The organism is Solibacillus sp. FSL K6-1781, assembly GCF_038630735.1.
Taxonomy (GTDB): domain Bacteria; phylum Bacillota; class Bacilli; order Bacillales_A; family Planococcaceae; genus Solibacillus; species Solibacillus silvestris.
The window spans coordinates 2,115,555-2,141,566 of record NZ_CP152038.1; the positions used below are offsets into that span (position 1 = coordinate 2,115,555).

At 36.9% G+C, this 26,012-nt stretch carries 25 protein-coding genes; 8 read left to right on the plus strand and 17 right to left on the minus strand.

From position 1 onward, the window contains the following. Positions 1 to 129 precede the first annotated feature (129 nt). The 4 genes from MHH37_RS10435 to MHH37_RS10450 all read left to right on the plus strand — a co-directional run bounded on the left by MHH37_RS10435 (position 130) and on the right by MHH37_RS10450 (position 2,255). Positions 130 to 657, plus strand: a complete 528-nt coding sequence (locus tag MHH37_RS10435) for a YceI family protein (RefSeq protein WP_014823802.1) — start codon at positions 130 to 132, stop codon at positions 655 to 657. A 116-nt stretch (positions 658 to 773) separates the two neighbouring features. Continuing rightward, positions 774 to 1,319 carry a DUF5412 family protein gene (locus tag MHH37_RS10440; RefSeq protein WP_342572810.1) on the plus strand — a complete coding sequence of 182 codons (546 nt, stop codon included), beginning with the start codon at positions 774 to 776 and terminating at the stop codon, positions 1,317 to 1,319. Positions 1,320 to 1,324: 5 nt separating this feature from the next. After that, positions 1,325 to 1,999: an HAD hydrolase-like protein gene (locus tag MHH37_RS10445; RefSeq protein WP_339261807.1), complete on the plus strand. Its 675-nt coding sequence runs from the start codon at positions 1,325 to 1,327 to the stop codon at positions 1,997 to 1,999. After that, positions 1,992 to 2,255 (plus strand): translation initiation factor 2, encoded by a 264-nt coding sequence (locus MHH37_RS10450; protein WP_065215921.1) that lies wholly within the window; start codon positions 1,992 to 1,994, stop codon positions 2,253 to 2,255. Before MHH37_RS10445 ends, MHH37_RS10450 begins: the two co-directional genes overlap by 8 nt. Before the next feature lie 65 nt (positions 2,256 to 2,320). Here the strand turns inward: MHH37_RS10450 and MHH37_RS10455 are convergent, their stop codons facing one another. The 7 genes from MHH37_RS10455 to MHH37_RS10485 form a co-directional block, all read right to left on the minus strand. Beyond that, positions 2,321 to 2,890 carry a hypothetical protein gene (locus tag MHH37_RS10455; protein WP_340798535.1) on the minus strand — a complete coding sequence of 190 codons (570 nt, stop codon included), beginning with the start codon at positions 2,888 to 2,890 and terminating at the stop codon, positions 2,321 to 2,323. 277 nt (positions 2,891 to 3,167) lie between these two features. Beyond that, positions 3,168 to 3,902, minus strand: coding sequence for an alpha/beta hydrolase-fold protein (locus MHH37_RS10460; protein ID WP_342572817.1), 735 nt, complete (start codon positions 3,900 to 3,902; stop codon positions 3,168 to 3,170). A gap of 9 nt (positions 3,903 to 3,911) precedes the next feature. Further along, complete coding sequence (locus MHH37_RS10465; RefSeq protein ID WP_008403643.1) at positions 3,912 to 4,697, minus strand: ABC transporter ATP-binding protein; 786 nt, start codon at positions 4,695 to 4,697, stop codon at positions 3,912 to 3,914. Between the two features lie 6 nt (positions 4,698 to 4,703). Further along, positions 4,704 to 5,732, minus strand: coding sequence for an iron ABC transporter permease (locus tag MHH37_RS10470; RefSeq protein WP_342572819.1), 1,029 nt, complete (start codon positions 5,730 to 5,732; stop codon positions 4,704 to 4,706). Further along, positions 5,722 to 6,732, minus strand: coding sequence for an iron ABC transporter permease (locus tag MHH37_RS10475; RefSeq protein WP_342572820.1), 1,011 nt, complete (start codon positions 6,730 to 6,732; stop codon positions 5,722 to 5,724). Before MHH37_RS10475 ends, MHH37_RS10470 begins: the two co-directional genes overlap by 11 nt. A gap of 130 nt (positions 6,733 to 6,862) precedes the next feature. Continuing rightward, positions 6,863 to 7,861: an ABC transporter substrate-binding protein gene (locus MHH37_RS10480; protein WP_342572822.1), complete on the minus strand. Its 999-nt coding sequence runs from the start codon at positions 7,859 to 7,861 to the stop codon at positions 6,863 to 6,865. Between the two features lie 121 nt (positions 7,862 to 7,982). Continuing rightward, positions 7,983 to 8,792: an AraC family transcriptional regulator gene (locus MHH37_RS10485; protein ID WP_342572824.1), complete on the minus strand. Its 810-nt coding sequence runs from the start codon at positions 8,790 to 8,792 to the stop codon at positions 7,983 to 7,985. Positions 8,793 to 9,040: 248 nt separating this feature from the next. On the opposite strand from MHH37_RS10485, the gene MHH37_RS10490 reads away from it, so the two are divergent. Then, positions 9,041 to 9,379 (plus strand): GlpM family protein, encoded by a 339-nt coding sequence (locus MHH37_RS10490; RefSeq protein WP_014823793.1) that lies wholly within the window; start codon positions 9,041 to 9,043, stop codon positions 9,377 to 9,379. Between the two features lie 80 nt (positions 9,380 to 9,459). Here MHH37_RS10490 and MHH37_RS10495 read toward each other — a convergent pair whose 3' ends face one another. Further along, complete coding sequence (locus MHH37_RS10495) at positions 9,460 to 10,812, minus strand: TraB/GumN family protein (protein WP_342572828.1); 1,353 nt, start codon at positions 10,810 to 10,812, stop codon at positions 9,460 to 9,462. Positions 10,813 to 11,117: 305 nt separating this feature from the next. Between MHH37_RS10495 and MHH37_RS10500 the strand changes: the two genes are divergently transcribed. Beyond that, the gene (locus MHH37_RS10500) at positions 11,118 to 11,594 is read left to right on the plus strand and encodes a YusW family protein (protein WP_342572830.1); all 477 of its coding nucleotides are present in this window, start codon (positions 11,118 to 11,120) and stop codon (positions 11,592 to 11,594) included. Between the two features lie 137 nt (positions 11,595 to 11,731). On the opposite strand, the gene MHH37_RS10505 is transcribed toward MHH37_RS10500, so the two are convergent. Further along, on the minus strand, positions 11,732 to 13,525 hold the full coding sequence (locus MHH37_RS10505) for an S-layer homology domain-containing protein (protein WP_342572832.1): 1,794 nt from the start codon (positions 13,523 to 13,525) through the stop codon (positions 11,732 to 11,734). A gap of 320 nt (positions 13,526 to 13,845) precedes the next feature. Between MHH37_RS10505 and MHH37_RS10510 the strand changes: the two genes are divergently transcribed. Next, positions 13,846 to 14,265: an EAL domain-containing protein gene (locus MHH37_RS10510; RefSeq protein WP_342572834.1), complete on the plus strand. Its 420-nt coding sequence runs from the start codon at positions 13,846 to 13,848 to the stop codon at positions 14,263 to 14,265. A 70-nt stretch (positions 14,266 to 14,335) separates the two neighbouring features. Here MHH37_RS10510 and MHH37_RS10515 read toward each other — a convergent pair whose 3' ends face one another. The 3 genes from MHH37_RS10515 to MHH37_RS10525 are packed head-to-tail and all read right to left on the minus strand — an operon-like array spanning position 14,336 to position 19,078. Next, complete coding sequence (locus tag MHH37_RS10515) at positions 14,336 to 16,150, minus strand: ABC transporter substrate-binding protein (protein WP_342572836.1); 1,815 nt, start codon at positions 16,148 to 16,150, stop codon at positions 14,336 to 14,338. A gap of 19 nt (positions 16,151 to 16,169) precedes the next feature. After that, positions 16,170 to 17,666, minus strand: coding sequence for an ABC transporter permease (locus tag MHH37_RS10520; RefSeq protein ID WP_339261830.1), 1,497 nt, complete (start codon positions 17,664 to 17,666; stop codon positions 16,170 to 16,172). A 14-nt stretch (positions 17,667 to 17,680) separates the two neighbouring features. Continuing rightward, positions 17,681 to 19,078, minus strand: a complete 1,398-nt coding sequence (locus tag MHH37_RS10525; RefSeq protein WP_342572839.1) for an ABC transporter permease — start codon at positions 19,076 to 19,078, stop codon at positions 17,681 to 17,683. Positions 19,079 to 19,245: 167 nt separating this feature from the next. On the opposite strand from MHH37_RS10525, the gene MHH37_RS10530 reads away from it, so the two are divergent. Next, the gene (locus MHH37_RS10530) at positions 19,246 to 20,982 is read left to right on the plus strand and encodes an ABC transporter ATP-binding protein (protein ID WP_342572841.1); all 1,737 of its coding nucleotides are present in this window, start codon (positions 19,246 to 19,248) and stop codon (positions 20,980 to 20,982) included. Between the two features lie 56 nt (positions 20,983 to 21,038). Here MHH37_RS10530 and MHH37_RS10535 read toward each other — a convergent pair whose 3' ends face one another. The 5 genes from MHH37_RS10535 to leuD all read right to left on the minus strand — a co-directional run bounded on the left by MHH37_RS10535 (position 21,039) and on the right by leuD (position 26,001). Then, positions 21,039 to 22,163 (minus strand): Ger(x)C family spore germination protein, encoded by a 1,125-nt coding sequence (locus tag MHH37_RS10535; RefSeq protein ID WP_342572842.1) that lies wholly within the window; start codon positions 22,161 to 22,163, stop codon positions 21,039 to 21,041. Next, entirely contained in the window at positions 22,138 to 23,253 is a 1,116-nt protein-coding gene (locus MHH37_RS10540; protein ID WP_342572843.1) for a GerAB/ArcD/ProY family transporter, read from the minus strand. Before MHH37_RS10540 ends, MHH37_RS10535 begins: the two co-directional genes overlap by 26 nt. Then, complete coding sequence (locus MHH37_RS10545; RefSeq protein WP_342572845.1) at positions 23,250 to 24,593, minus strand: spore germination protein; 1,344 nt, start codon at positions 24,591 to 24,593, stop codon at positions 23,250 to 23,252. The genes MHH37_RS10540 and MHH37_RS10545 overlap by 4 nt, the downstream gene beginning before the upstream one ends. Before the next feature lie 128 nt (positions 24,594 to 24,721). Continuing rightward, the gene (locus tag MHH37_RS10550) at positions 24,722 to 25,288 is read right to left on the minus strand and encodes an ABC transporter substrate-binding protein (protein WP_342572847.1); all 567 of its coding nucleotides are present in this window, start codon (positions 25,286 to 25,288) and stop codon (positions 24,722 to 24,724) included. A gap of 122 nt (positions 25,289 to 25,410) precedes the next feature. Next, positions 25,411 to 26,001 carry a 3-isopropylmalate dehydratase small subunit gene (gene leuD / locus MHH37_RS10555; RefSeq protein ID WP_339261853.1) on the minus strand — a complete coding sequence of 197 codons (591 nt, stop codon included), beginning with the start codon at positions 25,999 to 26,001 and terminating at the stop codon, positions 25,411 to 25,413. Positions 26,002 to 26,012: the final 11 nt, after the last annotated feature.

Sequence of the window (26,012 nt, forward strand, 5' to 3'; positions counted from 1 at the left end):
TTGTAAAATGTTTGAATTATTTAAATAGTCTTATATTTTAATTGACACCCTTATCCTAATATGGTAAATTTATCTCGAATTCAAGGTATAGAACTTCTTGGGTTTCATAATAGTTGGGAGGAATTTATCATGGCAAAATGGCAAATCGATCAGGCACACTCAACAATTGGTTTTGAAGTCAAGCATATGATGGTCTCGAAAGTTAAAGGTCAGTTCACTAATTATTCAGCTGATGTAGAAGTGGATAATTTAGAAGATTTAACATCGGCGCAAATTGAAATTACGATTGATACGACAAGTATTAATACAAACAATGAAGATCGTGACAACCACTTAAAATCAGCGGAATTCTTTGATACTGAGCAATTCCCTGACATTAAATTTAAATCGACAAGCATCACAAAAGATGGTGAAGATTATAAAGTTTCAGGCGATTTGACGATTAAAGATGTAACGAAACCAGCCGTATTCGATGTAGAATATGGCGGTAAAGGAACAAATCCATGGGGTGTTGAAGTTTACGGTTTTGAAGCGGAAACGAAAATTGACCGTGAAGAATTTGGTCTTACATGGAACGCAGCACTTGAAACAGGTGGCGTATTAGTTGGAAAAGATATTAAAATTAAAGTAGAACTTGAATTAAACCCAGCACAATAATTAGTAAGAAGCAGCCGTAGCTATTATGTATACGGCTGATTTTTTTGTGCAACTTTACATAATTTATAGCGTCAAGTTTGAAAACATTATTTTCCATTTTGGTGTGAGGTGCTATTTTGCGAAATTTTTGGTCTGCCATTACATTATTCACTTTATGTTTGGCCTTTATCGGCGTTTGCGTTTATATAATGAGTAATACATTATGGACATTTTCCTATACAACACTCATTGTGTTTGCTCTCCTTTTTGTGCTGATTATTTATTCGTTACTTAAGGAATACAAACAATTGTCACGCCTAAAAAAAGTGGTAGCTTCTTTCTTGAATACCATCTCCATTTTATTTACATCACTCATTCTTTTATTTTTCGCTTTAAAAATCATTGTTTATTCATTTGGTGGTACAGAGCATCTGGTAAAATCTTATTCGCCGGATATGGGCTATACTTTGGATTTCTATGCTTTTGATGCAGGAGCGATGGGATCGTTTGGAATTCGGGGGGAACTTGATGGCCCATTAGGATTTAAAAAACAGTTTTATTACGAAAGACATGCCGAAAATGCAAATATTCAATGGCTGACCGATGAGATTGTCATTATTAATGGACACAAACTCAATCTAAAAAATGGGGAAACATTTGGTTATAAAATCAAAACGAGGTGAAGGTAATGCAAACGGCAATAATTTTTGATATGGACGGCACTTTATTTCAAACTAATCTTATTTTAGAACCGGCACTCGAGCGTACCTTTGAGTATTTACGCCAAAATAAGCTTTGGACAGGTGCTACCCCTATCGATGAATACCGAGAAATAATGGGTGTTCCTCTTGATGTTGTATGGAAGACGTTGTGTCCGAATCACTCTGATAAAATTCGTGAAAAGAGCAATTATTATTTTCAGTCGGCACTTATTGAAGAAATCCGCCTAGGAAACGGTGCACTTTACGAAAACGTAGTGTCGACACTTCAAATATTAAGTAAATCGTATCCTTTATTTATTGCAAGTAATGGTGAAACCGCTTATTTACAAGCGATTATGTCTACTTTTAAGTTAAATCGGTGGATACAAAAGTGCTATAGTATCGACATTATTCCATCAAGAAATAAGTCCCATCTTGTTGAACAAATAAAGCAGGAACAGAATATAGTCAGTGGTTTTGTCGTTGGCGACCGCGCATCAGATATTATCGCTGCAATTGATAACAATCTACTAGCCATTGCAGTGAACTTTGATTTTGCCCAACATGAAGAAATAAAAAAAGCCCATCATATCATTGCCGAATTTCCGCAACTAATTGACATTTTGAACATCAATCGAATATTGGAGGGAGAACATGACTAATTCGACCAAAAACTCAGATTTACTTAAATTAAGCAGCATATTTGCGATTATTGGGCTGATATTAATTGTTTTTAACGGTTCTATTGCCAATTCACTCGGCACTATTTGGATACAATCTCTCGGGGGAATGTCAGATACAAATGAATACATATTTATAAAAACGAGTTATGCCCATGCATCACTTGTAATTGGCGGGGTATTTTTGAGCATCAGTTTAATTGCAATGCTGTTCAGCTGGTATCAGCTTAGAAGTTAATAATAGTTTACACAAAAAAAACATCGAATTAAGTCGATGCTTTTTTGCGTAGATGGAGATGAAATTTATTTGTTATTACTTTTATATTTTTCATGTACGGATGTCTCCTGAACAGGTTCGTCAGGAAGACGGTTGTACGATTCTTTCTCGGTATCAACACTCGATTCCTGTTGCTGATTGCCTTCCACGTGACTGCGTTCATTATAAGATTTCATCTCTTCGTCATTACGTTCATCCGGTAACCGGTTATAGGACTCTTTCACCGTCTCAACAGTTTTTTCCTGTTTTATGTTATCTTCTACATGGCTGCGTTCATTGTAATCTTTCATTTTTGTTTCATCACGCTCATCCGGTAACCGGTTATATGATTCTTTATTCGTTTTTAGGCTTTTTTTTTCCTCATTTCCTTCAACATGACTTCGTTCATTATACTTCTCCATTTTTTTATCATCACGCTCATCCGGTAAACGGTTATACGATTCTTTATTCGTTTTAAGCAATAAATCATCTTTCATTGATTCGTTTTGTACATTTACATGATTCGTTTCATCAAATTTTTCTACTTTCTCGTCTTTACGTTCATCCGGTAAGCGGTTATATGATTTTTTATTTGTTTCAGATTCTTTGTTTCCCATTTTGCATTCCTCCTACTATATCCATGTTGCTAACGATGTATGAAGCGTGATAGTCATCTATTCCCTCAAATAACTACATAAAACATGTTGTTCAACTGTCCTAGTATTAAAACGTTAACAATAAGGAAGTTGCTAATCATACTAAAAACCGCCCTTTTCTCTCACAATAAAGGGCGGTTTTATGAATTTGTATTAATGGAGTATTATGTAAAAGAGAATTTCACCCTTAATTTATATAGTTATTAACTGCCGGTTCGTTTCCACCTGGTAAGTTTAGTTATTCTTCTGATTTTAAAAATCGCAAAACCCGGCTCATCATAGTTGGAATGACGGATGCGTGATTTTCGCTTTCTGCTATATAAAACTCATAATTAATCCATTTCTCCGAAGCCATTTCAACAAATTTCTGGGCATCATCTACCATATCGCCCTCCTCACCTCCGACTCCTATGTATAGAGCAGCTGCAAAAGGTTTTTCCGCTTGTTGAATTGTACGAAAAAGCTCATGATTATTCCACCAAATCGAAGGACTAATAGCTACATATTTATAAAAGCTTTCGGGATAAGTTAAGTAGCTCCACAGCACAAATAATCCGCCTAAAGAGTGTCCATACAGCGAGATTTTCTGATCGTCAACTGTATATTTTTCCTGAAGCATCGGTACAATTTGCTGAAAAATATAATCGATTAGTTGTACTGCTCCCCCAGCCGGAAGCTCTTGCATCACTTTCCCCCTGCGAACAGGAAAATGATAGTGATCTGCCGGTGACGTGAAATCATGGAATCGCTGTTTTGGAATATCTTTTTCATCATGGCCGATACCAACAATTATTGCTGGCTCCACTAATGTTTTTTTTCGGTTTCGCAACTGCATTGCCATTGTTTCATACATAAGTTTACTGTAGCGTGTTCCATCCAACACGATGATTACCGGAAACCCTTGTGCCGGAGGAGTTTCATACGGTTCGTAAATGTCCACAATATAAGAATAGTCATTGTAATTTGATTGCATTAACTTCACCTATTTCATTAAATTATATGAGAAACAGACGGGTACCTGATGTTCCTGATCAATCATAATCTTAGCGTCAATCTGGAATACACTTTTTAGTATGTCGGCTTTCATTATTTGTTCGGGTGTGCCTGTATGAAGCACTTCCCCTTTTTTCATTGTAATTAGTTCATCTGAAAATCTTGCAGCATGGTTCAAATCATGAAGCACCATAATTATCGTACAGCCAAATGTTCTATTAAGATGCTGAACAATTTCAAGCACTTCCAGTTGATGTGCCATATCCAAGTATGTAGTCGGTTCGTCCAGCAGTAAAATATCGGTCTCTTGCGCCAAAGCCATCGCCAGCCACACGCGCTGACGTTGCCCCCCTGAAAGTGCCGCGATTTCCCGATTTCGAAACTCTAGAGTATTTGTGACTTCCATTGCCCAATTGATTTTTTCGTTATCTTCTTTCGTAAGGCGTCCAACATTTTTCCTGTGAGGATAGCGTCCATACGAAATAAGCTCATGTACTTTCAACTGTCCCGGTGCTGCCGGTGACTGTACTAGTAATGCCAGTTTTTTTGCGATTTCCTTAGTAGACATTGTATTCATGTTTTCATTCTGAAGAAAAATTTCGCCACATTCCTTTTTTAATATTCGGCCGATTGTTTTTAATAAAGTTGATTTACCGCATCCATTAGGTCCGATAATCGTTGTAATCTTACCTGTATGAATACTTACATTTAAATTTTCAATAATTCTTGTATTCTCATAACCTGTTGTTAAGCTTTCAACTTCAAATGCATACAATATATCTCACCCTTTCGATTTAACAAGTAAATACAGAAAATATGGAATCCCTACAAGTGATACGACAATCCCAACAGAGAGTTCTATAGGTGAAAAGAGTGTTTTCGCTACATAGTCTGAAAACACAAGCAATACAGCCCCTATAAAAAGACTTACCGGTATCATATAGCGATGATGAATACCGACTAGCTGCCTGGCGATATGCGGTGCCATTAATCCAATGAACCCTATGCTCCCTGAAACGGAAACACAGGCACTGACAAGTCCGACACTTGCGAGCAATAGTTTAATTTTTTCTTTTTCTATACTAATTCCAAGACTTGTAATCGTCTCTTCCTCCAATTGAAAGTAGTCGAGCAAATAGGCTTTCCTGTAAATATAAACCCCTAAAATAATCAGCCATGGCAGCATTGCATTGACAAAATACCAGTTGGAATTATAAATGGAACCATTCATCCAAATAGCGGCTGCCTGATAATCCCCTTCATCCATTTTCAGTGACCAGAATAGGGTAACAGCACTAAAGCCGGTATTAATCGCAATGCCTGTTAAAATCAGCCTTTGCATATCCATACGTCCATGTTTAAATGAAATGACCAATATAATTATTGCAGCTATTGCTCCTCCTACAAAACCAAAAATCGGAACAATCAATATTTTAATAAGGCTGTTTATTTCCACATCAATGAGTTCGATATGAAAGAAAAACATGAAAATAACAATTGCACAGCCTGCACCTGCGTTAATTCCGATAATTCCAGGATCAGCAAGGGCATTTTTTGTAATCCCCTGAAGCACAACGCCAGCCATCGCAAGGCCCATCCCGACAAGGGCAGCCGTAATAATTCTAGGCAGCCGAAAATCAAATATGACTAAATCAAATTGTTCTGTCGAATCAATCCGCAGTAAAGTCTTAAATACTTCCGGCGTCGTCATCGTGAATGCACCGCTCGTTAAATGTATATACATGGCTATAAGAAGTATGAAAAACAGTGTACAAATAATAATAAGCCATCTTGTTTTTTTAAGCGGCATATTTTTCCCCGCCTTTACGTCGAATTAAATATAAGAAGAACGGTACCCCGATAAGCGCGGTTACTACTCCAATCGGTGTTTCAAACGGAAAATTGATGTAACGGCTTATGAGGTCACATCCTGAAAGGAAAAATGCACCCATAGCAGCCGAACAAGGAATAATTACTCGATAGTCGACGCCCACAAGCATTCTTACAATATGAGGTACGATCAAACCGACAAAAGCAATTTTGCCGACAAGAGCTACAGCAGTACCTGTCAATATAGCGACAGCTAACATACTTAATAGCTTTACTATTCTTGTGTTCTGCCCTAAGCCGACAGCAACATCTTCGCCAAGCGCAGTAATCGTTACAGCGCGCGCCAATGAAATGGCCAGTATTAATCCAATCATTCCAATTGGAACACATAAATAGATTAATTCCATTTCTACCATATGTACTTTCGAGTTGTACCACATAGTAATCGTCTGTGAAATTTGACGATACATCGCAATTGCTGTTCCGATGCTGCTTATAAACGTACCGATTACAGTACCGATAATTGCCAGTCTTACTGGGGAAAGACCGTTTTTAATAATGGATGCGAAACCAAATACAAGTGCACCGCCAAAAAGTGAACCTAGCATAGAAAGGAGGACTAAATTAAAACTTGAAATTCCTGGCAAAAAAACAAAGGCCAACGTTATAAAAAAGGCTGATCCATCCGTTACGCCCATAATTGATGGTGACGCAAGGAAATTTCGAGTTACCCCTTGCATAATTGCACCTGCTGTTGCTAAAAATGCACCAACAAATAATACAGCGAGCGCTCTTGGTACCCGTCCAGTCCATATGATTTGATGATCTACATTTTCTTTGTCGTAACGGATAATTGCATCGATAATCGTTTCAAGCGCGATTGATTTTGTACCCATCGAAATCGACATGAGTGTCACAAAAACAATCAGAACTGGCATTATTGTTGAAAATAAAATGAAATGCCGATATGAAAAATTCAAAAGTATAGGCCTCCTTTTATTGAATAAAAGAAAGAGGCTGCCCGGAAAACCTTTCCGGGACAGCCCTTTCACAGAAATATTGTAAAGTCTGTTCTACCTTCTCTGAAGCTGTCTATTGAATAATTCGCACCTATTTTAATACGTTCTCATTAAATGCTTCCAGGAAGTTAATTTTTGACCATGCTGTCCCGCCCTGTGCCATTGCATCAATTAGATTAACGTGCACATTATTTGTTTTGGCGGCAGTTGTACTGTTGAATATCGGATTATCTAAAATCTCCTGTAATAATTCAGGAGTATCCTTATTTTCATCATCAGCATATTGAAGGAAAATCATGTCCGGGTTCCACTCTGCCAACGTTTCATATGTAATCGTTGTTTGTGCTTCGATTGAATTCAATTCTTCCGGCACTGTAAATCCAAAATCTTCATAAATTGAAGGGTTTAAATATACTCCTGCAGGATAGACCGACAACCCGCCACGTACGCGGATGATTACAACCTTTTTATCTTTCAGCTCACTGTTAGCAATCGATTTTTTCGTACTGGCTAATTTCGTATCATAGTCATCCAATGCTTTCTGTGCTTCTGATTCTTTACCGGCTAATTGGCCAAATAATAATAAGTTCTCTTTCCAGTTTGTAGAAATATGAGAATAAGGGAATGTCGTTGCTATTTTGTTATAATTGGATATTTGTGCTTCATCCCATTTGCTAGTACCTAAAATTGCCTCAGGATTTGTAGAAAGCATTGCCTCTGTGCTTGGTTCTTTTTTTGAACCGACAACAGTTGCTCCTGCTAAATCTGACTCCAAGTATTTAGGAATTGTCTTACCGTCCATAGAAATAACACCAGCAGGCTTTACACCAAGTACTGCTGCATCTTCCATCGCTTCCAGACTTGCTGCAATAATCCTTTCTACTTTTTCCGGTACTTCATAGTCGTTCCCTAAATAAGATATTTTTCGTTCTGTTTCTTCATCTGCAACTGTTTTTTCTACATTTGAAACTTGTTCTGATTTATTTTCTGATTCACCTGCAGATGACGAATCCACCTCTTCATCTGCAGTGCATGCAGCAAGCATTAAAGACAATGCCCCTGCAAAGATTAATGTACGATATTTCTTCATAATTCTTTCCTCCTGTTTTAATCGATAACGATTATCATTATCACCTTATGTACAATATCGATAATATCAAAAGAATATTTTTACGTACATAGAGTTTTTTACAAAAGGAATGGACTTTTGCTCAAACAGTTAAATATTGCTTTCGGAAATTTGTCGGTGTCAGATGATATTGCTTTTTAAAAACACGACAAAAGTAGAATGCATCCTGGTAACCGATTAGTTCAGCAATGTTCTTAATCGGAATTGATGTCGTGCGCAGCAATTCCCTCGATTGTTTTAACCGGATTTCCGTTAAAAATTGAATGGGTGACATGCCGGTTTGCTTATCGAACAAATAGGCAAGGCGTCGACGGTCACACCCTACCTCTTCCGCGATTTCTGCTATCGTAATAGGTAATGTATAATGTTCGGTCATAAATGTAATGGCCTGGTCCACCACATTATTTGATGTTTGCATTTTTGCGCAAATGACGAAAAATTCCACCAGCTGCATAAACAGGGATTTGCATTTCAGCCTGTTTAGATCACCCGGTATTTTTTCGAAACGGATTAATTGGTGGACTAAATAATCCAATTTATGATGATGACCTGTTTCAATTTTAAAATGGCCTATTTCCACTGAAAAGGGGCTGCTTATCATTTCATAATGCAGTACCGTATAATGCCATGGTTCTTCACTCGTGACCGTAATATCAATCGCCATATTAGGTCCGGCATGCAGGATAACCCCTTTCTGTAAAGCGTATACTTCTCCATTTAACGAAAAATTTGCACTACCCGAAAGAGTAATAACTAGTCCGTAGAAACATGGAGCCGTATTACGATTGTGATCATGTACATATGGACCTAAACTCGTTACAAATAAATCCGAAAATTGAACCGTTGAGTTGGCGAAATATTTTATTAAATCATTTGTTTGAATGTTCCTCACCCGCTTTATCTTTCAATACCATGGGAATGATAATCATTTTCAATAAAGGTACACTACTATGACTTAATAATTCAACATATTTTTACTACTTGAGTGAATTAATGCAATTTATCATATAATTCATACTTAAAATAAGCCAAGGAAATCTCATTTTACTTAATTAATTCTATTTTCCGAAAATGTTGTTGATTGTTGATACACATTGATTTATAGTTATTGTATTTTAATGGAATAGAGGTATTTGGTCCTTGTTTTATGTCATTCAGTTTATTCTTGGCGGTACAGTTATGCTGCTGGCTTCATGGTTAAGCAAATCGAATCTGCACTTTTTGTCCGGTATTATAACATTGCTTCCGATCTTAACGTTACTCAATATGCGGTTGCAAATGAAAAATATGACGGAAGATACTTTTCATATTGTCCAGCAAAACGCCATTTTTGGTGCTGTCGGCATGGTGTTATTTACTGTACTTGTTTTTTATTTATCGGGTTTATGGAAGCCTAGTTATGCTATTTTAGGAGCACTTTCGGTTTACATCGTTTTCATGGTTGCCGGAAGACCTGTGCTTGCGTTATTAAACGCTTAGTAACAGTTTTATTATGGATTTCCAAAAATAAAAGCGCATGGAGCAGTTACTTTCGTAACCAGCCCCATGCGCTTTTATTTTTATTGATAAAATGGTTTTACTTCATAACCGCTTTGTTCTAAATGATAGCGAATATTTTTATCGACTAAGAAGTGACCTGCGCCGACAACGACAAAGAATGTCCCTTGCTGTTCTTCCAATACATCAACAAGCTTTGCGGCCATTTCTTCATCACGTTTACCAAACAGCATCTGATTGAACTCGGATGTGTCTCCTTCCATTTCAGTTAAGCTTGCCGCAAACTTTTCCACATCACCTTTGACCCAATTCGTGAACCAGTCTGCCATTAACTGTACATCTTCTTCAGATTGTTCAGTAGGCTCCAAAATACCGTCAAGAGCGGCTACCAATGATTCTTCCTGGGCTTCTGGAGATAAAGCTTCAAACATATCGACTTGTGCATTAACACCTTCTAGCTCATAAATAGGCTTTTGCTGTAAGTAAGCACTTAATAAAAATTGCATATCTACCCCATGCATCGCCATTTCTTCTGCTGTTAAACCAAATGCCCCGTCCATCATCATTGTCGAAAAATTATTTGAAAGCAACCAAGGCTTTTGCATTTCCAGTTCTTCCATAGGCACTTCAAGTTGAGTTGCGACTTTTTGAAGTTTCGCATACGTTTCTTCACTTACAACATCTTTAATCGTTCGTCCATCTTTAAACATTGCTTTTTCGATATAATAATCCATACCAGTTGGATCTAATAAGTTCGCTTCAACGAAAAGGCCGTCCGAATTATCGAAGGCTTTCGTTAATTGTTTATGCATAGGATATAAATCAGGTGTTCCTACATGAATGGAACCAAGCAAATACACTTTTGTATCTTCGTCTTCCACTACCCATGCAACACCTTTTGCACCTGCGTTTGCCTGCTCAAATATATTCTGTATTAAGCGTACTGCAAAAATTACCGCATGTTGTGTTGTAGCTTTTTTGTCGAGCATCAAGCCTTGGTCTGACCCTTGTAATATTTTTTGTTTCTGCATATATGTAACAGCATCTTTTTCTGTATTTAACTTGTATTGGCCGACAATATTATAAAGACGGTTAATAATATCACCGCGTGTGCCATCGCCTTTTACCGCTACTGGTTTAAATTCTTCGTTTTTATCCAAATTTAAAGTTGCAATTTTTTGAGCAGATAGCTTAATTAATGAATCTAAACGTTCAGCTGTAATAGTAGAACGGAAGCCGTCATAGTACCATTCGATCGGAAAAATACCGAATTTTTCGCCTTCATTTAATGTACCGATTGCCCAGCTGCTTATATCCGGTGTTACTTGTTCCGCTTTAACGGCAGGCATAATTGATGTAAGCATCAATGAAGTCCCCAACGTTGTAGCCAAAACAGTTTTAGTCATCTTTTTCATTTAAACATCCTCCTGCATTTGAAAGTCATTTCCAATTGGTTTTTTGAAATAAATTATAGATAATGGATAAATTCAAGGTTAAATCATTTTCCATTAAAATCTATTTCACGAAATAAGTGTAACATAAATTTATTTAAATATAGAATATTTTTACATTTAAATTGTTTGTCTATGTACCCAAAATCTGTAACTAGATAATTTGACTTAAATAAAAATAACTATATTTTTCTAAATAATATGAAGCTGATTAATTTTTAATAAATCGGGTATTTTAACAATAGTTACAAGAAAGGTGGTTTCCATTCATGAAGAAATTTGCATTAATTTGCGCATTAAGTACAACTGCATTGTTAGTAGGCTGTGGTGACAGCGAGGAAGCAACCAATTTGCCTGAAAATGCGCCGACAGAACAAAATACAATGAATCAGACAAGTACTGTAACCGAAACTCCGGATGCCCCATTTAACTTTACTCACTTTGATTTGGATATCAAGTATGCGGATGATAAGAGTTATGAAGTGAGTTATGAAAATGAAGCATCTCGCGCAGAAGCACAAATCGAAGATGAAGTGAACAAAACAAAAATTGAAGGTAATGAAGCAACGAACAAATTGGTTCCGATTTTTGAAAGCTTCACATTCGATATCAATTCAGAAGATGATGCGGTAATTGATGAAGTGCTGCAAAAATTTGAACAACCGGACAGCTATTTGGAAGTGGAAATTGAAATTAAATATGCAGATGGTACAGTAAAAGAGTACCACCGTGTAGCACAGCAATAATGATAATGCAGCTGGAACTGAAGTAGATATCCCAGTCGATTTTTACGGCCAGCTAAAAAGTGCCATTTTTCTCCCCACGGAAAAATGGCACTTTTGTGTTATTTGCTCCCCTCTTCATTTTTTCTTGCCAAACTGAATTAAATCATTTTTGCGATCTGCAATGTTTTATATAATACTTTTGCCATTTGCGAACGTGTCAGTTTTCCATTCGGGTCAAATTGGCCGTTTTTCTTACCACCAAAAATTCCAAACTCATAAGCTGTTGCTACAAAATAACGGTCAGACGTAGAAAGCTGTTTAAAATCAGTAAATGGGATTTTTTTATAATCAGGATCTGAAATTTGGACCCCCGCATATTGCAGCATCCGTATCGATAAAACAGCCGCTTCCTGCCGTGTGACAACTTTCCCTGCATTGAAATAGTTACTATTTGGATGCTCAAGTATACCATTTTCCAACAGTGCCACTATAGAAGTTTCATACCATTTTCCACTGATATCTAGATATGTGGAACTTTCGTTTGTCGTAATATTCATCGAACGGGCAATCATTGCCGCATATTGCGCCAAAGTTATTTGCGTATTCGGTTTGTAATATCCGTTTTCTACCCCACTAACGATTTTACGTTTCGCTAACTGTTCAATTTCATATTGATGCCCATCGGCTTGAATATCAAAAAATTGCACTCGACTATTTACAACTTTAAATTGTGCGGATGTTTTCGTTTTTATTATATTTTTATTTGCAATTTTTCTGTATGGCGTTGCTATATACTCCCCATCGTTATCTAGACGAACAATGGTAGTTGAAGAAGGCAATCCCTTTAATTCTATATCAATATAGGAAGAAAATTCGAAGTTTTCATCATACATACTTGCAGTAAACAGTATAGAATCTTCATTAATTTCTTCAATTGTCATTGTCACAATATCATTATTATTTGTTTTTGGCACCGCATCATAAGGGATTGTAAGTGTAATAGTATCCGATACAGCTATTTTTGTGTTCGTATACTGATTCATTTCTGTAGCCGGCATTACTACCGTATACAATTGTCCTTTTTTTGAAACTTCTATGTTTGTCGGATAATCAGTTGGCTTTTCCTTTTCATCAATATAATAAGGATCCCACCCATATGAAGTGTTGCGTTGTACTTCTTCGATATAAAGTAAATCTCGATAATTGGCTACATAGTTTTGCTGTAAGATCGTCAAACCGTTGTATTTAGCACGCACGGATGCTACTTCTTCCATTGAAGAGCTTGTCGACAGTTTGGAAATTTCATTTATTACTTGTTGTGCGACTGAACGATTGTTTGCTGGTGATATATACGTTTCGTATTCACGCTTTTTCTCACTCATTAGTGGTGTGAGCAACATTCGAAAATCATATGGCAATAATTGATACGCCTTCATGGCAGTTTCATAACTGTAAATATAACTGCTGTCCAGTACGGATAATTTTTCAAAATCAAGTTGTACTGCTTTCATTTTTGCTATGTTTTCCAAATAATTTTGAAGCTGTAAGTATAAATAATTTGGGATTATCGCTTGCTGTGATATCGTTAGAGAATGGTAATAACGATTCGCTTCCTCAATATCACGCAAAAAAGTACTGTTTCGTGCAGAAATGGCAGCCATTTTATCCGAGAACGTCTTCAGATAAGTTTGTTGGTTATCAGTACTTCCTAAATAATAAAATAGTGTTGTCGAATTACGAACATTACTTTGCTGATATGTCGATAATGAATAATATGCATTTTTTGCCTCTATTAAATAATATTCGTATGTAGTGCTAAATGGATTAATCTGATCGATGAGGTTTTCCACATTTTCAACCTGCCAGTCATTTGCAGCATTGATGTATGCAGGTGCAGTTATGATGACAGCTGGAGTTGTAAAGAGAGCCAAGTATAATGTTGTTTTTTTCATACGTTTAAACTACCTTCCTATTGTAAACTGTTACAATCAGTTTAGCACAAATTACCTAGTCATTGTATATTTTTCCATTTTTAATAAATACTCTCATTCCTGTCCTGGTGAATTTATCCCACTTGTAAAAGAAAACCATTTGATCAATGGAATTACCGATTGGGTGATTGAAAAGGTGTGCCAATATCTTAAAGAATGCAAAGAAAACGGATTGCCATCATCCCCATTGCAATTAATGTCCCCCCTATCCGATTTATGAAAAAAGGATTGTTTCAACATGTCAAAACACAATTGAATCATATGGGATCGATCCGTTCTAATTGGAATTCGAAATTACAGAAGATACATTGCTGAATATAGAATCGAGTGTGTATTCAACGATTCAAAGCTTAAAAGACCTCGGGATTCGAATCGCGGTTGACGATTTTGGTACCGGCTATGCATCTTTAGCTTCGATTCGAAAGTTTAAACCGAATAAAATTAAAATCGATAAAATATTTATTGATAATATTAATAATGAGGACAAGGTAGATAACGGTATTATTTGTGCTACATTAAATTTAGCAAAATCGTTGGAGATGAATGTGGTCGCAGAAGGTGTGGAAGAGTTTGAACAGCTTAAATTCCTCAAGAAGAATGACTGCGATGTAATTCAAGGCTATCTATTTTCCAAACCCGTTAAGAAGGAAATGTTTGAACACATCATGAAAGCCGGTTATTTATCACCGCAAGTTTCATAATCTTTAGTTCCATCCATTAAAACAAATAAACCGAAGCAACTTTTAATAGCTGCTTCGGTTTTTTATGATGTTATTTTGACTCTTTATATGCTTTTAAGAATTCTTTAACTTTTTCGCTGTCTGCTTCCAGTTTTAAACCTGTGTCAATTAAAGGTGAAACTGTTGATACAGCTGGTTTTTTCTTACCTTGGTAGTAGCTGATGAACTCATCTTGATTGATCGAGTGAAGGACTGCTTTACGTAAGTCTGCAGATTTTGCTGTTTCACGACCGCTTGTATTGAATAATAAGTACGATACTGCGTTGCTGTCGGCTGTTTTTAATTGTAAGTTTTCATCGCCTTCAACTACATCTGTTTTCGTTTCAGGAACTGATTGTAATACGTGGATTTCACCATTACGCAATGCTGATAGTGCACTGTCATTATCCTGGATGAAACGAACGCTGATATTTTCAATTTTCGGTTCGTTTTCAGTTCCTGCCTGGTATGCAGGGTTTTTCACGAATGTTGCTTCATAGTCATTTTTCTTCACTAAAATATACGGACCTGATGCTGCTAAATGGTTTGCATAGCTTGCGCCTTCCGTAACAGTCGATTGATCACCGTATGCAATATCCGTGTTCGGGTCATAGCTTGCTACATCAAATGTGTTCACTGCAGTTACTGCCGCTTCAGATACAATTCCGCCAGATTGGTGCGCTAAGTAGTTTAATACTTGCGGGAATGGATTTGGCGTTGTTAGTTTTACAACTTGGTATTTCCCTGCTGCATTGTCTACATCTTTTTCATCTGTCACAACTTCAGAAATTGCTGCAGGCAGGTCATCTGATAATTCTTCTAAAACAGACTTGCCATCTGCTGTTTTCACTGACTCCAATGAAGTAATATCCGATACGATTTCAACTGTATCAATATTTTCATGGATTGAATATGTGCGGTGATCCGGAACTGATGTTTCGTCTTTTGCACGGTTTAATGAGAATACAACATCTTCTGCTGAAACTAAATCCCCTGTATCAACTGCTTTTTCCCCTTCCACTTTTGCGAAGTTAATATCATCGCGCAACACGAAATAATACTCTTCATTGTTTTCGGCTACTGCGTGGTCATAAGAAAGTGAGCCTTCTGATACGACTTCATCTGTATCCGATAAGTTTACTAAACGAACATACATATTTGTGTTTAATGTATTAATCGAGCCATCGTTTGCTTTAACCGGATCAAGTGATGTTAATGAAGCTAATGCTTGGTGAAGGACCAATGTTTCTGAAGCATTTTTCGCTTCATCATTGAATGAAATTGTTTCCCATGCTTGAGCACGTGATTTTGGCAGCCGTACTGTATCAGGATTTACTTCTGCTTTATAAATACCTTGGAACTTTTGAGAAATATATAATGGTGCAATATAGGCATTGTCGAATACTAAAGCTTGTTCCAGCTCTTTATATTTTTCCTTTGCTTCATCACCTGTTAGCGTACTCGCTTCATCGATTAATTTGTCGACTGTTTCATCTGAAGTACGGCTGTAGTCCCCACCAGTTTTGAATAATCCGCGTACTGCATAGTCAGGGTTACCTGTTACAGTCGTCCAACTTGAAATGGCAATGTCAAAGTTGCCCGCATCTTGCTGTGCTGTGAATGAACCGTAATCCGGTTGGATATTCAGTTTTACATCGAAACCGTTCTTCACTAACTGGTCACGTACGATGTTCATGTCCTGCTCAGAAGAAGCCATACCAAGTAATTCGATGACTGGCTTTGCCCCAGCCGTTTCAGTAGTTGCTGAATCATTTTCTTTTACATCCGATTTTGTTTCGACACAGCCTGCTAATGCTACTGCTGCCACTGTTGCTGTTGATGCTAACGTAAATAATTTTTTATTCATGAAAAATTCCTCCAAAAAGTTAATTAGATTTTGGGTCCAATGCGTCACGCAATCCATCGCCGAAAAAGTTAAACGATAAAACAAGCAGCATAATACATAGTCCCGGGAAAATCGCTAAATATGAATGTGACTCTAAATACGTACTTCCAACTTTTAAAATATTTCCCCACTCCGGTATGTGCGGTTCAATACCTAACCCGAGGAAACTTAAACTACTAGTTGAAATAACGGCTCCTCCGATTGTTAATGTTGCTTTAACTATCATTGGTGCTAATGCATTTGGGACAATATGCTTGAAAATAATCGAACGGTCATTTGCCCCTAATGCCCTGGCGGATTCCACAAATTCATAATTTGAAATTTGCAATACATTTGCCCGCATCGTTCTCGCATAGGTCGGAATTGCGCCGACACTTAATGCGATAATCAAATTGGTCGTATTTGCGCCAAATGCGGCAATAATCGCAATCGCCAACAGAATACCAGGAATTGCATATAAAATGTCCAATGCACGCATAATGATATTGTCGGTATTTTTTCCGTAATAGCCTGAAATCGCACCGAGCGCACCGCCGATTATTGCGGGAATGATCGTTGCACTGAAACCAACAATTAAAGATATCTGCGCACCGAATACAATTCGGGAAAATAAATCCCTGCCAAAATTATCGGTACCTAACGGATATTCAAGTGACGGTGTTTGCAGCAATACCGCATAATTGTTTTCAACTGCAAAGTCATAATCAAAGGTCCATGAGCTGACAACCGATAAACTGAACATGAAAACGATGAAAAACAGGCCAAAAACCGCCATCGTATTACGTAATATTTTATTCCACGTTTTTTGCCATTTCTCCACAGCGGACGGATCTGAATTCCGCGCTTTACGAATTAGTGTAATGCCTAGCAACAGCGAGAAAAAATTGCCTGTCACTGTTGGAATAAGCAGTACAATTCCAAGCGGCAGCATCCATTTAGGTGCTGTATCAACCGTGACAAACTTCGCAATTAACACAGCTGTTGCTAAATACAGCAATGTTAGTAAGATAAATCCGCCCATAGCAAGAACAAATGTATCGACTACATATGGTTTGAACAAATTTAATCCTGAAATCAGGATAATGAATATTTGTGTCAAAAATGCATAAACAGCAAAAGTATATTCTGCCGTTTTGTTTTTCGTTGCGAGCATAAAGCCGAATCCAGCAGCAAATACATTCCCGACGAAAATGGTTAAAATCAATGGAATACCGAGAAGTCGTGTACGCTTTGTCAGTTCTCGGTGCTCCGCTAAATCCTTTTTAATAAGAAGTGATATGAGCCATACGTATATTGTTGTACCAATATAAATCGCAAAAAATGCAAGTACATAAGGCCGCCATACACCTTCTGAAAAATTAAAACTATAAAGTAAAAACAGCAATGAAAAAATCGCAGAAAAAGCAATGGTAAACTGTGCATTTACATACTCTTGTGTTATTTTCAACAGCAGTTTTACATCTGATATAAATTTCACGTCGTTACCCTCTCCTAAGATTTTTTCATTTTCGAACGAATTCTTGGGTCAAAGAAAGCGTATAAAATATCGATCAGCATATTCACTATGGAAATGGTGATCGCAATATAAACAACCCCACCCAAAATTGCCGGGATATCCGGAATAAATTGCTTGTCGACAATATAACTTCCAATACCGCTAATATTAAATACTTTCTCTGTTACTGCAGCACCGCCTAGCATTCCGCCAAACAGCAGGCCAATAACTGTAATAATCGGAATCATTGCATTACGGATCGCGTGCTTAGTAATTACTTTTCGTTCACTTAACCCTTTTGCTTTTGCTGTAATAATATAATCTTCATGGATTACTTCCAGCATACTGGACCTTGTCATACGAGCAATTGATGCTGTTATTGATGTTCCAAGTACAACGATCGGTAGAACGAGCGACATCCAGTTGCTCGGATTATAAGTTGCCGGGAACCATTTTAATTCCAGCGAGAACGTCAATATAAAAATTAGCCCTTGCCAGAAACTTGGAATGGATAGTCCGATTAATGCGATTAGCATAAATACATAATCAATAAATGAATTTGGACGCACTGCAGAAACAATACCGACCGGAATCGCTATTGCAATCGCCATCAGTAAAGAGAACATTGCGATTTCAAGTGTTACAGGAAATTTGTTTAATATGCTTTGTGTGACATCTTCTTTCCCTGCAAAAGATGTTCCTAAATCAAATGTAAACAGACCTGACAGTGAATGCCAAAGCTGTACTAAGTAGGGCTGATCCAACCCGTATAGCTTATTAAAGTTTTCGACTTGTGCAGGAGTTGCCTCTACCCCCAGCAAATTACGGGCAGGGTCAAACGGTGAAATATACAAAATCGTAAACACAAGCGTTGCTACCCCAATGATAACGAACACACTTTGTAATAAGCGCTCAAAAATAAAGCGAGTAAATGGATTACTCGTAATGAGTAGTAAAGCATACATCAAAATACCAGGAATTATTGTAATCAGTAAAAAGTTCGGACGTTCTAATAGTGTACTAAAATAATTTTTGTAGGAGTTTTCCACTACTCCATTTGCCTCAAGCCTTTTTTCTATTTCTCGCTCCAATTTTTGCTGGGCAAGCGCTTTCGCAGCTTGAATAATAGTTTGCTCATCGACCTTTCGATTGAAAAACTGAGCTTTCGTCCGTTCTTCTACTTCATATTGCTTATGCCACTCGAATACTTTCTCGTCTTCTATTATTTGTCTCTTCACATTCATAGCCTTTTCCGCATACGTTGATTTGGATCGATTCATTAAATAGAGCGGAACTGTGAAAATGTGTACGAGCAAGCCGAGCAATACAAAAGCAAAATAATAACTCTTTTTCGAAGCATTTTTTTGAAAGCTTTCAAAAAATAAATGCTGCATGAAACAAAAGCAGCTCCTTTCTTACCAATTCTCTCCACTCTTACTGTGTAAAGAATTTTCAAACTTTAAATATTGTATAATTCCTACCTGTATAGTAATGTATTATGTAGAACGAACATTCAGAAGTCAATGAAATTATTTTATTTTTATTAAAGGATGAGCATGTTATGAGTAAAAAGTTGCTTCAAGTAAAGGATTTACGTGTATCTTTTATAACTGGCGAGCAAGAATTCGAAGCCGTTAAAGGCGTAAGTTTTCATGTAAACGAGGGTGAAACAGTCGGAATTGTAGGAGAATCCGGTAGCGGAAAAAGTGTAACGGCCCGTTCAATTATGCGTTTACTTCCATCTCCTCCTTCTTTCTTAAAAGATGGAAAGATTGAATTCCAAGGGAAAAATCTAATTACCCAAACGGAAAACCAAATGGAAGCGATTCGCGGAAAAGACATTAGTATGATTTTCCAGGATCCGATGACCTCTACAAACCCAACTATTCGTATTGGTGACCAAATTGCAGAAGGTATAATGAAACATCAAGGGCTTTCGAAAAAGGAAGCACATTTAAAAACAATTGAACTATTAAAATTAGTCGGAATAAAAAATAGTGAAGAACGTTATAATCAGTACCCCCATGAATTTAGCGGCGGGATGCGACAACGAGTTATGATTGCTATGGCTTTAGCATGTAACCCTTCCCTTCTTATTGCCGATGAACCGACAACAGCGCTTGACGTAACAATCCAAGCACAGATTTTATCATTGATGAAGGACATGCAGCAGCGATTTGGTACATCTATTATATTGATTACACATGATTTGGGTGTCGTAGCGGGTATGTGTGATCGTGTCGTTGTTATGAAGGAAGGCGAGGTCGTCGAACAAGGTACTACGGAAGAGATTTTTGCCAATCCGCAGCATCCTTATACGAAACGACTGTTGAACGCTTTGCCGAAGCTACATGAACCGAAACAGCCGAAAGAACTGCCAAACTTGTCGCCTGACTTGAATATTAATGTGCCGTTAGTCGAAGTTAAAAATATATCCAAACATTTTGAATTAGCAAAAGGCAATGTATTAAAAGCGGTGAATGATTTATCATTTCAGATTTATCCGGGTGAAACATTAGGGCTTGTTGGTGAATCAGGTTCCGGTAAATCGACAACCGGCCGAACATTGTTGCAGCTACACGAGCCAACAGACGGTGAAGTACTTTATAAAGGCGTACCGGTTAGTCGATTAACGAAAAATGAGCTGAAAAGTATGCGTCGTCATATGCAAATTATTTTCCAGGATCCTTATTCAAGTTTAAATCCGCGAAAAAAAATATTGGATATTATCGGAGAAGCACTGGATGTTCATAAACTGTCCCCTTCCAAAGAAGCACGCCGGGCACGAGTTGAAGAATTATTGGAGCTCGTCGGTTTAAAAAAAGAACATGCGCTTCGTTATCCACATGAGTTCAGCGGCGGTCAGCGTCAGCGTATCGGAATTGCACGTGCTCTTGCTGTGGAACCTCAATTCATCGTTTGTGATGAGCCGTTATCCGCGCTTGATGTGTCCATTCAAAAGCAAGTCGTTGATTTATTGAAGGATTTGCAGCAGCGATTAGGATTAACATATTTGTTTATTGCACATGACCTGTCAATGGTGAAACATATTAGTGATCGTGTAGCTGTGATGTATGGTGGAAAAATTGTTGAGCTGGCAGAAAGTGAAGAGCTGTATGCCAATCCGCAGCACCCTTATACGAAAATGTTGCTCGATTCGATTCCGATTCCCGATCCGGCTATCGAAAAACAGAAAAAGCGTCGTGTTATGACAGACGAAGAACTGGCAGCGAATCGATTCGATGTAGAGAATACAGAGCTTGTTGAAGTTACAAAAGGTCACTGGGTAGCTATATAAATATTAAAAAGACTTCAAACACCTTGTTTGAAGTCTTTTGTTATTATACAAAGTGCTTATTGGATTGATCCGGTACTTTTTATTCCTGGTTTAACAGTTAAGTTGACTTTAGCTTTTTTATAGGCTTCCATCCATTCTTCATCGGTCATGCGCCGATTATGTAAAACCTTTGCTTTGTAATCGATGCCGAAACCTAGTGGATCATAGCCATGTTTTTTCATCTCCGTTATAAATCCCTTAAATTTCTCTTCCGATTCCTTCTTCAGTTCTTCATTATATTGTGGAAGATCTTTATTTATCATTGGTTTATGAGATTCTGCTATCGAGCCGTATAAACTAATATTAATATCAAGTTGGATTTCAGACGGATTTTTAATATTCACATTATATTTCGATTTGACCGTATCGATATTGGCAATGAAATGGTCTCCATCCTCTTTTATAAGTAAATTCGCATGTTTTACACTTCTTGACAGCATATTATAAATCGAAGTATCTAATGAATTCAATTCTAACGGTTCTTTGTTTATTGCGAGTAATAGGGATTTATTAACTTCAAAATGCTGATCTTCATGATTTATTTCAATAATAGGCAGTACACTATCGATCCCACTTTCTTTCATATTTCTTCTGAACTCAAATAAATGTGTCGTCACAATATATGGTGTTGTAGTACCATTACTGTCAAAGTAGTTAAACAGTTCAGGATAAGCCGCCGATTCCCCTTGCGGAATCATTTTAATAATTTCTTCAGCATTAGGACGCCCAACCGTTATCCAGGAAATCATCTGTATATCAGGTCTGCGCATTAAAAAATCCAAAATTTCCTTATTTTTATTATCTTTCACCAATTCCTCACCGAGAATAATTAGCTTTGAATGTCCAAATTCAAGCTCCTTATCTGAATAGGATTCCATCATGCGAATCGCTTCGGAAAGAGTTTCCCCATTTTCCGATAAATAGGAATACTGAGGTTCTGTTGCCTCATTAAAAGATCCAGTCGGTTCATATAGCTTTAATGTAACTTTGTACGGTTTATCCTCATCTTCAGAAATATCCAAAGCGATCATTGCAACAAAAACACTTTTATCAATGTCTTTAAATGCACAGCCGGATAATAGAACACTTTCCAATACAAACAACAGTATAGTTCCTTTAATTTTCCGGGGAAGATTCTTCATTTTTCATCCTCCTGTTAATGTAAGTAAACAATAGGATCATGCCTGGAAAAATAAAAACCAAAACATCATAAAAATAACTCGAATACCGGAAAAGCTGATATTCAGTTAATACGGTTACAAAATATAATGAGATGGCAACAAAAATAGGAAGCGGTAAAAATATCCCGATATTTTTATCTTTATATTTTATTTTTTCCAGCTTAAAGGTAAATTTTAAAAACTCCACCGCCGCATGCCAGTGAATGAGTATGCTTAAAAAAGCGATTCCTAAATAAAACAGTAAAAACATGAACAACACACGTTCAATAATAAAATATTCCATCCTGATCGAATCGGTCGTCGAAATCCACGGATAGACTAAATCATTAATTCCTTCAAATCCATTAAAGCCTATCGGGATGAAGTACGTTGTAAATAAAGTCCCAATAGATATTAAAACGATAAACATAATCTGTCTAAAGCCAAATTTCTGTTTATCAGTAAAGAAACGATTGAATATAAATAGATTGGCAGCACCCAAAAATAAAAAAAAGCAAGCAGAAAATGAATGCCAGTTTGGTACTTGATTAATATATAAAGCCGCTTCCCTAACAAAGTCCCAATTTAGACTTTTGCTGCTGTATGCTTTAAAAAATATGAAAAGAATTAAAGGACTTGTGATAATCATAATCATCTCAACGGTGTACATTACACGGTCTGTTTTTAATATACAGCCAAAAATTACCGCTAATATTAAAGTTAGGCAAATAAGAATTATTGGCATTTCAGGACTTAAATAGCGAATAAGTAAGAATGTAAATGTTATTAGTGTAATAAGCCCTGCAACAAACCATAATACAGCGAGTAGAAAAACGAAAGGCTGGTAAAACCATTTGGAAGTAGTCTTTTCCAGCAGTTCAGGTAAAGTTTTACCTGGATACTTAAGGAAAAATTTTGTGTATATTGTTACAAGAAGCACACCTGCAGCAATTGATAAAAGCATGGAAATGACAGCACCATCATTGTGAAAATGGAGAAGGATAGCAGGTACCGAAGCGATAATATTAGCAACCATATTAATAAGAATTAAATAGTAATAAAACCTGCTCATATTTCCTCCCCTGCCTTCGTTTTACTTGTCTTCTTTTCATTGAATTTCAGATACGGTTCACCGAAGCTATCGATACTCACTAAATACATAATCATCGCATAAAGCGCTAACGTTAATCCTGCCAGACCGAGTAGTGTTGCTGCAAGAATGAAAATGAAGCGAATTACTCGTATGGAAAATGCCATTTCATTGATTGGAATAACAAAAGTTGATATTGCCACCGCCGATACAATAATAACCATAATATCCGATGCGAGAGATGCTTCTGTTACAGCCGTCCCTAAAATTAACCCCCCAACGGTTGTAGCAGTCGCACTAATACTTTTCGGTAGTCGTATACTCGCTTCCAGCAGCATTTCCATAAAAAACAGCATGAACAGTACTTCTACAAATGAAGAAAACGGTACCCCAATACGGCTTCCTGCAATTGTCAAAGCGAGTTCTGTCCTGAATACTTCCGGTGCAAATGAAGTAATACCGATATATAAGCCCGGTAAAAGGAGACTGATAAATAACCCGGTATAACGAAGAAATTTAAGGAAAAACGATATATAAAATGAATGGTAATTATCCTCCATCGATGTCATAAAGTCGAAGAAATATACTGGGGCAATCAATGCTTGAGGGTTACCATCCACCAATATGATAACTTTGCCTCCAGCCAAGTTATAAACGATCCTGTCCGGACGTTCGGTCATAATCAACTGCGGAAATAATGATAACTTTTTATTGTTGATATAGTTACTTAGCTGAACCGTAGATGTAATGACCTGCTTATCCACTTGCTGCAATTTTTCCGTGATGTGTTTCAGGGCATTTTTATTTACTTTTTCCTTGTCGTAAATGATAGCCATTTTATGATTGTTTACTTGACCTATCGTGGAATATTCAACATATAACGTCGGCTGATGGTAATCGGATCGAATAATATTAATATTGGTCGCAATATTGTCGCTAAGTGCCAGCTGTGAACCGTGTATTGTTGTTTCAACTGATGCTGCATTCGTCTGGTCATTGAAAGAAAATTTCAGGTCCAGCAAATAAAATTTATTCTGTATGAAAAGAACTACATTGCCGTTCAGTACTTCAGTTTTCAGTTGCTCCTGTGACTTACTGTCCTGAAATTGAGGCAAAGCTTTCAGATATCGGATAAATTTAGTTTCAGATTGCATTTCAAAATAAGGTTTAATGATAATTTGTTGAAGCAATTCCACATTGATAAGCGGCTTTATGTAAAACAGCTCTGCTTTCTTATCATCATCTTCCAGCGTCTTCATCGTTAATTCATTTGTATCTTTGAATTGTTCATTAATCCACTTAATGTTCTCTTCCGAAGACATATTATTTCTCCAATCTCAGCAAAACTTTTTTATAGAATGTCCAATATGAGAAATAATATTCAGGAAAGGTTAAATTTGGTTAATAAACATAAAAAAGCCCATCTCATAATGAGAATGGCTTTTCCAGTCTAATGATTATTCGCTTTCAATAAGCGGTATGCATCCATATTAATTGTTTTCACTGGGCTGATATCTTCCATGATTTCCACTACATCTTTTAGCAATGGCATTAGGTTTTCTTCAATAAATTCTTTTTTGACCGCATCTGTTACTTCTATTTCCAAGTTATCCATTCGTATTAGCAGTTCATCACACATTATGTGCAAAACTTCCTCTTCACGGTATGTAGGTGTGTCATTCAAATTGAGTTTTGCGCGTAAATCCAAATATTTATACCAGTAATCCCTTAAATCCAATTGCTGCTTGTTTTTATACATTTGGCGCTTATATCCATTTGGATCAATATTATTTGTTAAAATTAGCAATCTTTCCATTTTATACTCGATCGATGATTGATTTTCTATTATTTGCTGTTGTTCTGCTATTAGCGCTTTTTGTTGCTGTTTCTCTTTAGAATATTTTACAAGTTTCTTAATTCCATAATACAGAGCAACGGCTCCAACGATTAACATCCAGTAATTGATGATAAACCCAATAACTAAAATAATCCCGATCCAAACCCATAATTTATTCATAATTACACTCCCGATACTTACACAATGAATTAAATTATAGCATCGCCAAAATAGCGCAACAACCGGTAAAATAAGACAGAGCCTGCTACTAAGGGGGGTTCCCAAAGTAACAGGCTCATCTATTAGTATGCTACTCGATTTTTCTCGTAAGCAGTAATTTGCTCTTCATATTGGAATGTAAGAGAAATTTCGTCCCATCCATTCAATAACATTTGTTTATAGTATGGATCAATTTCAAATGAATACGTTTTGCCATAACCCGTAGTAACCGTTTGCTGTTCTAAATTAACTTCAATTGCCTGTGCTTCTGCTAAACCTTTTTCTAACAGTTCGTCACATTCGCTTTCCGTTAATTTAATCGGTAAAATACCGTTTTTGAAGCAGTTATTATGGAAGATATCCGCAAAACTTGGTGCGATGACAACTCGGAATCCGTAATCAAGGATAGCCCATGGAGCGTGCTCACGTGATGAGCCACAGCCAAAGTTATCTTGTGCCACTAAAATTTCAGCGTTTTTATATTCCGGTTTATTTAATACGAAATCCTCGATTGGATTGCCGTTTTCATCAAAACGCCAGTGATAAAATACGAATTGTCCGAATCCTGTACGTTCGATGCGCTTTAAAAATTCCTTCGAAATAATCTGGTCTGTATCGACGTTTTTACGATCAAGTGGTGCATAGATACTATTTACAATATTAATCGGTTTCATGCTGATCTCTC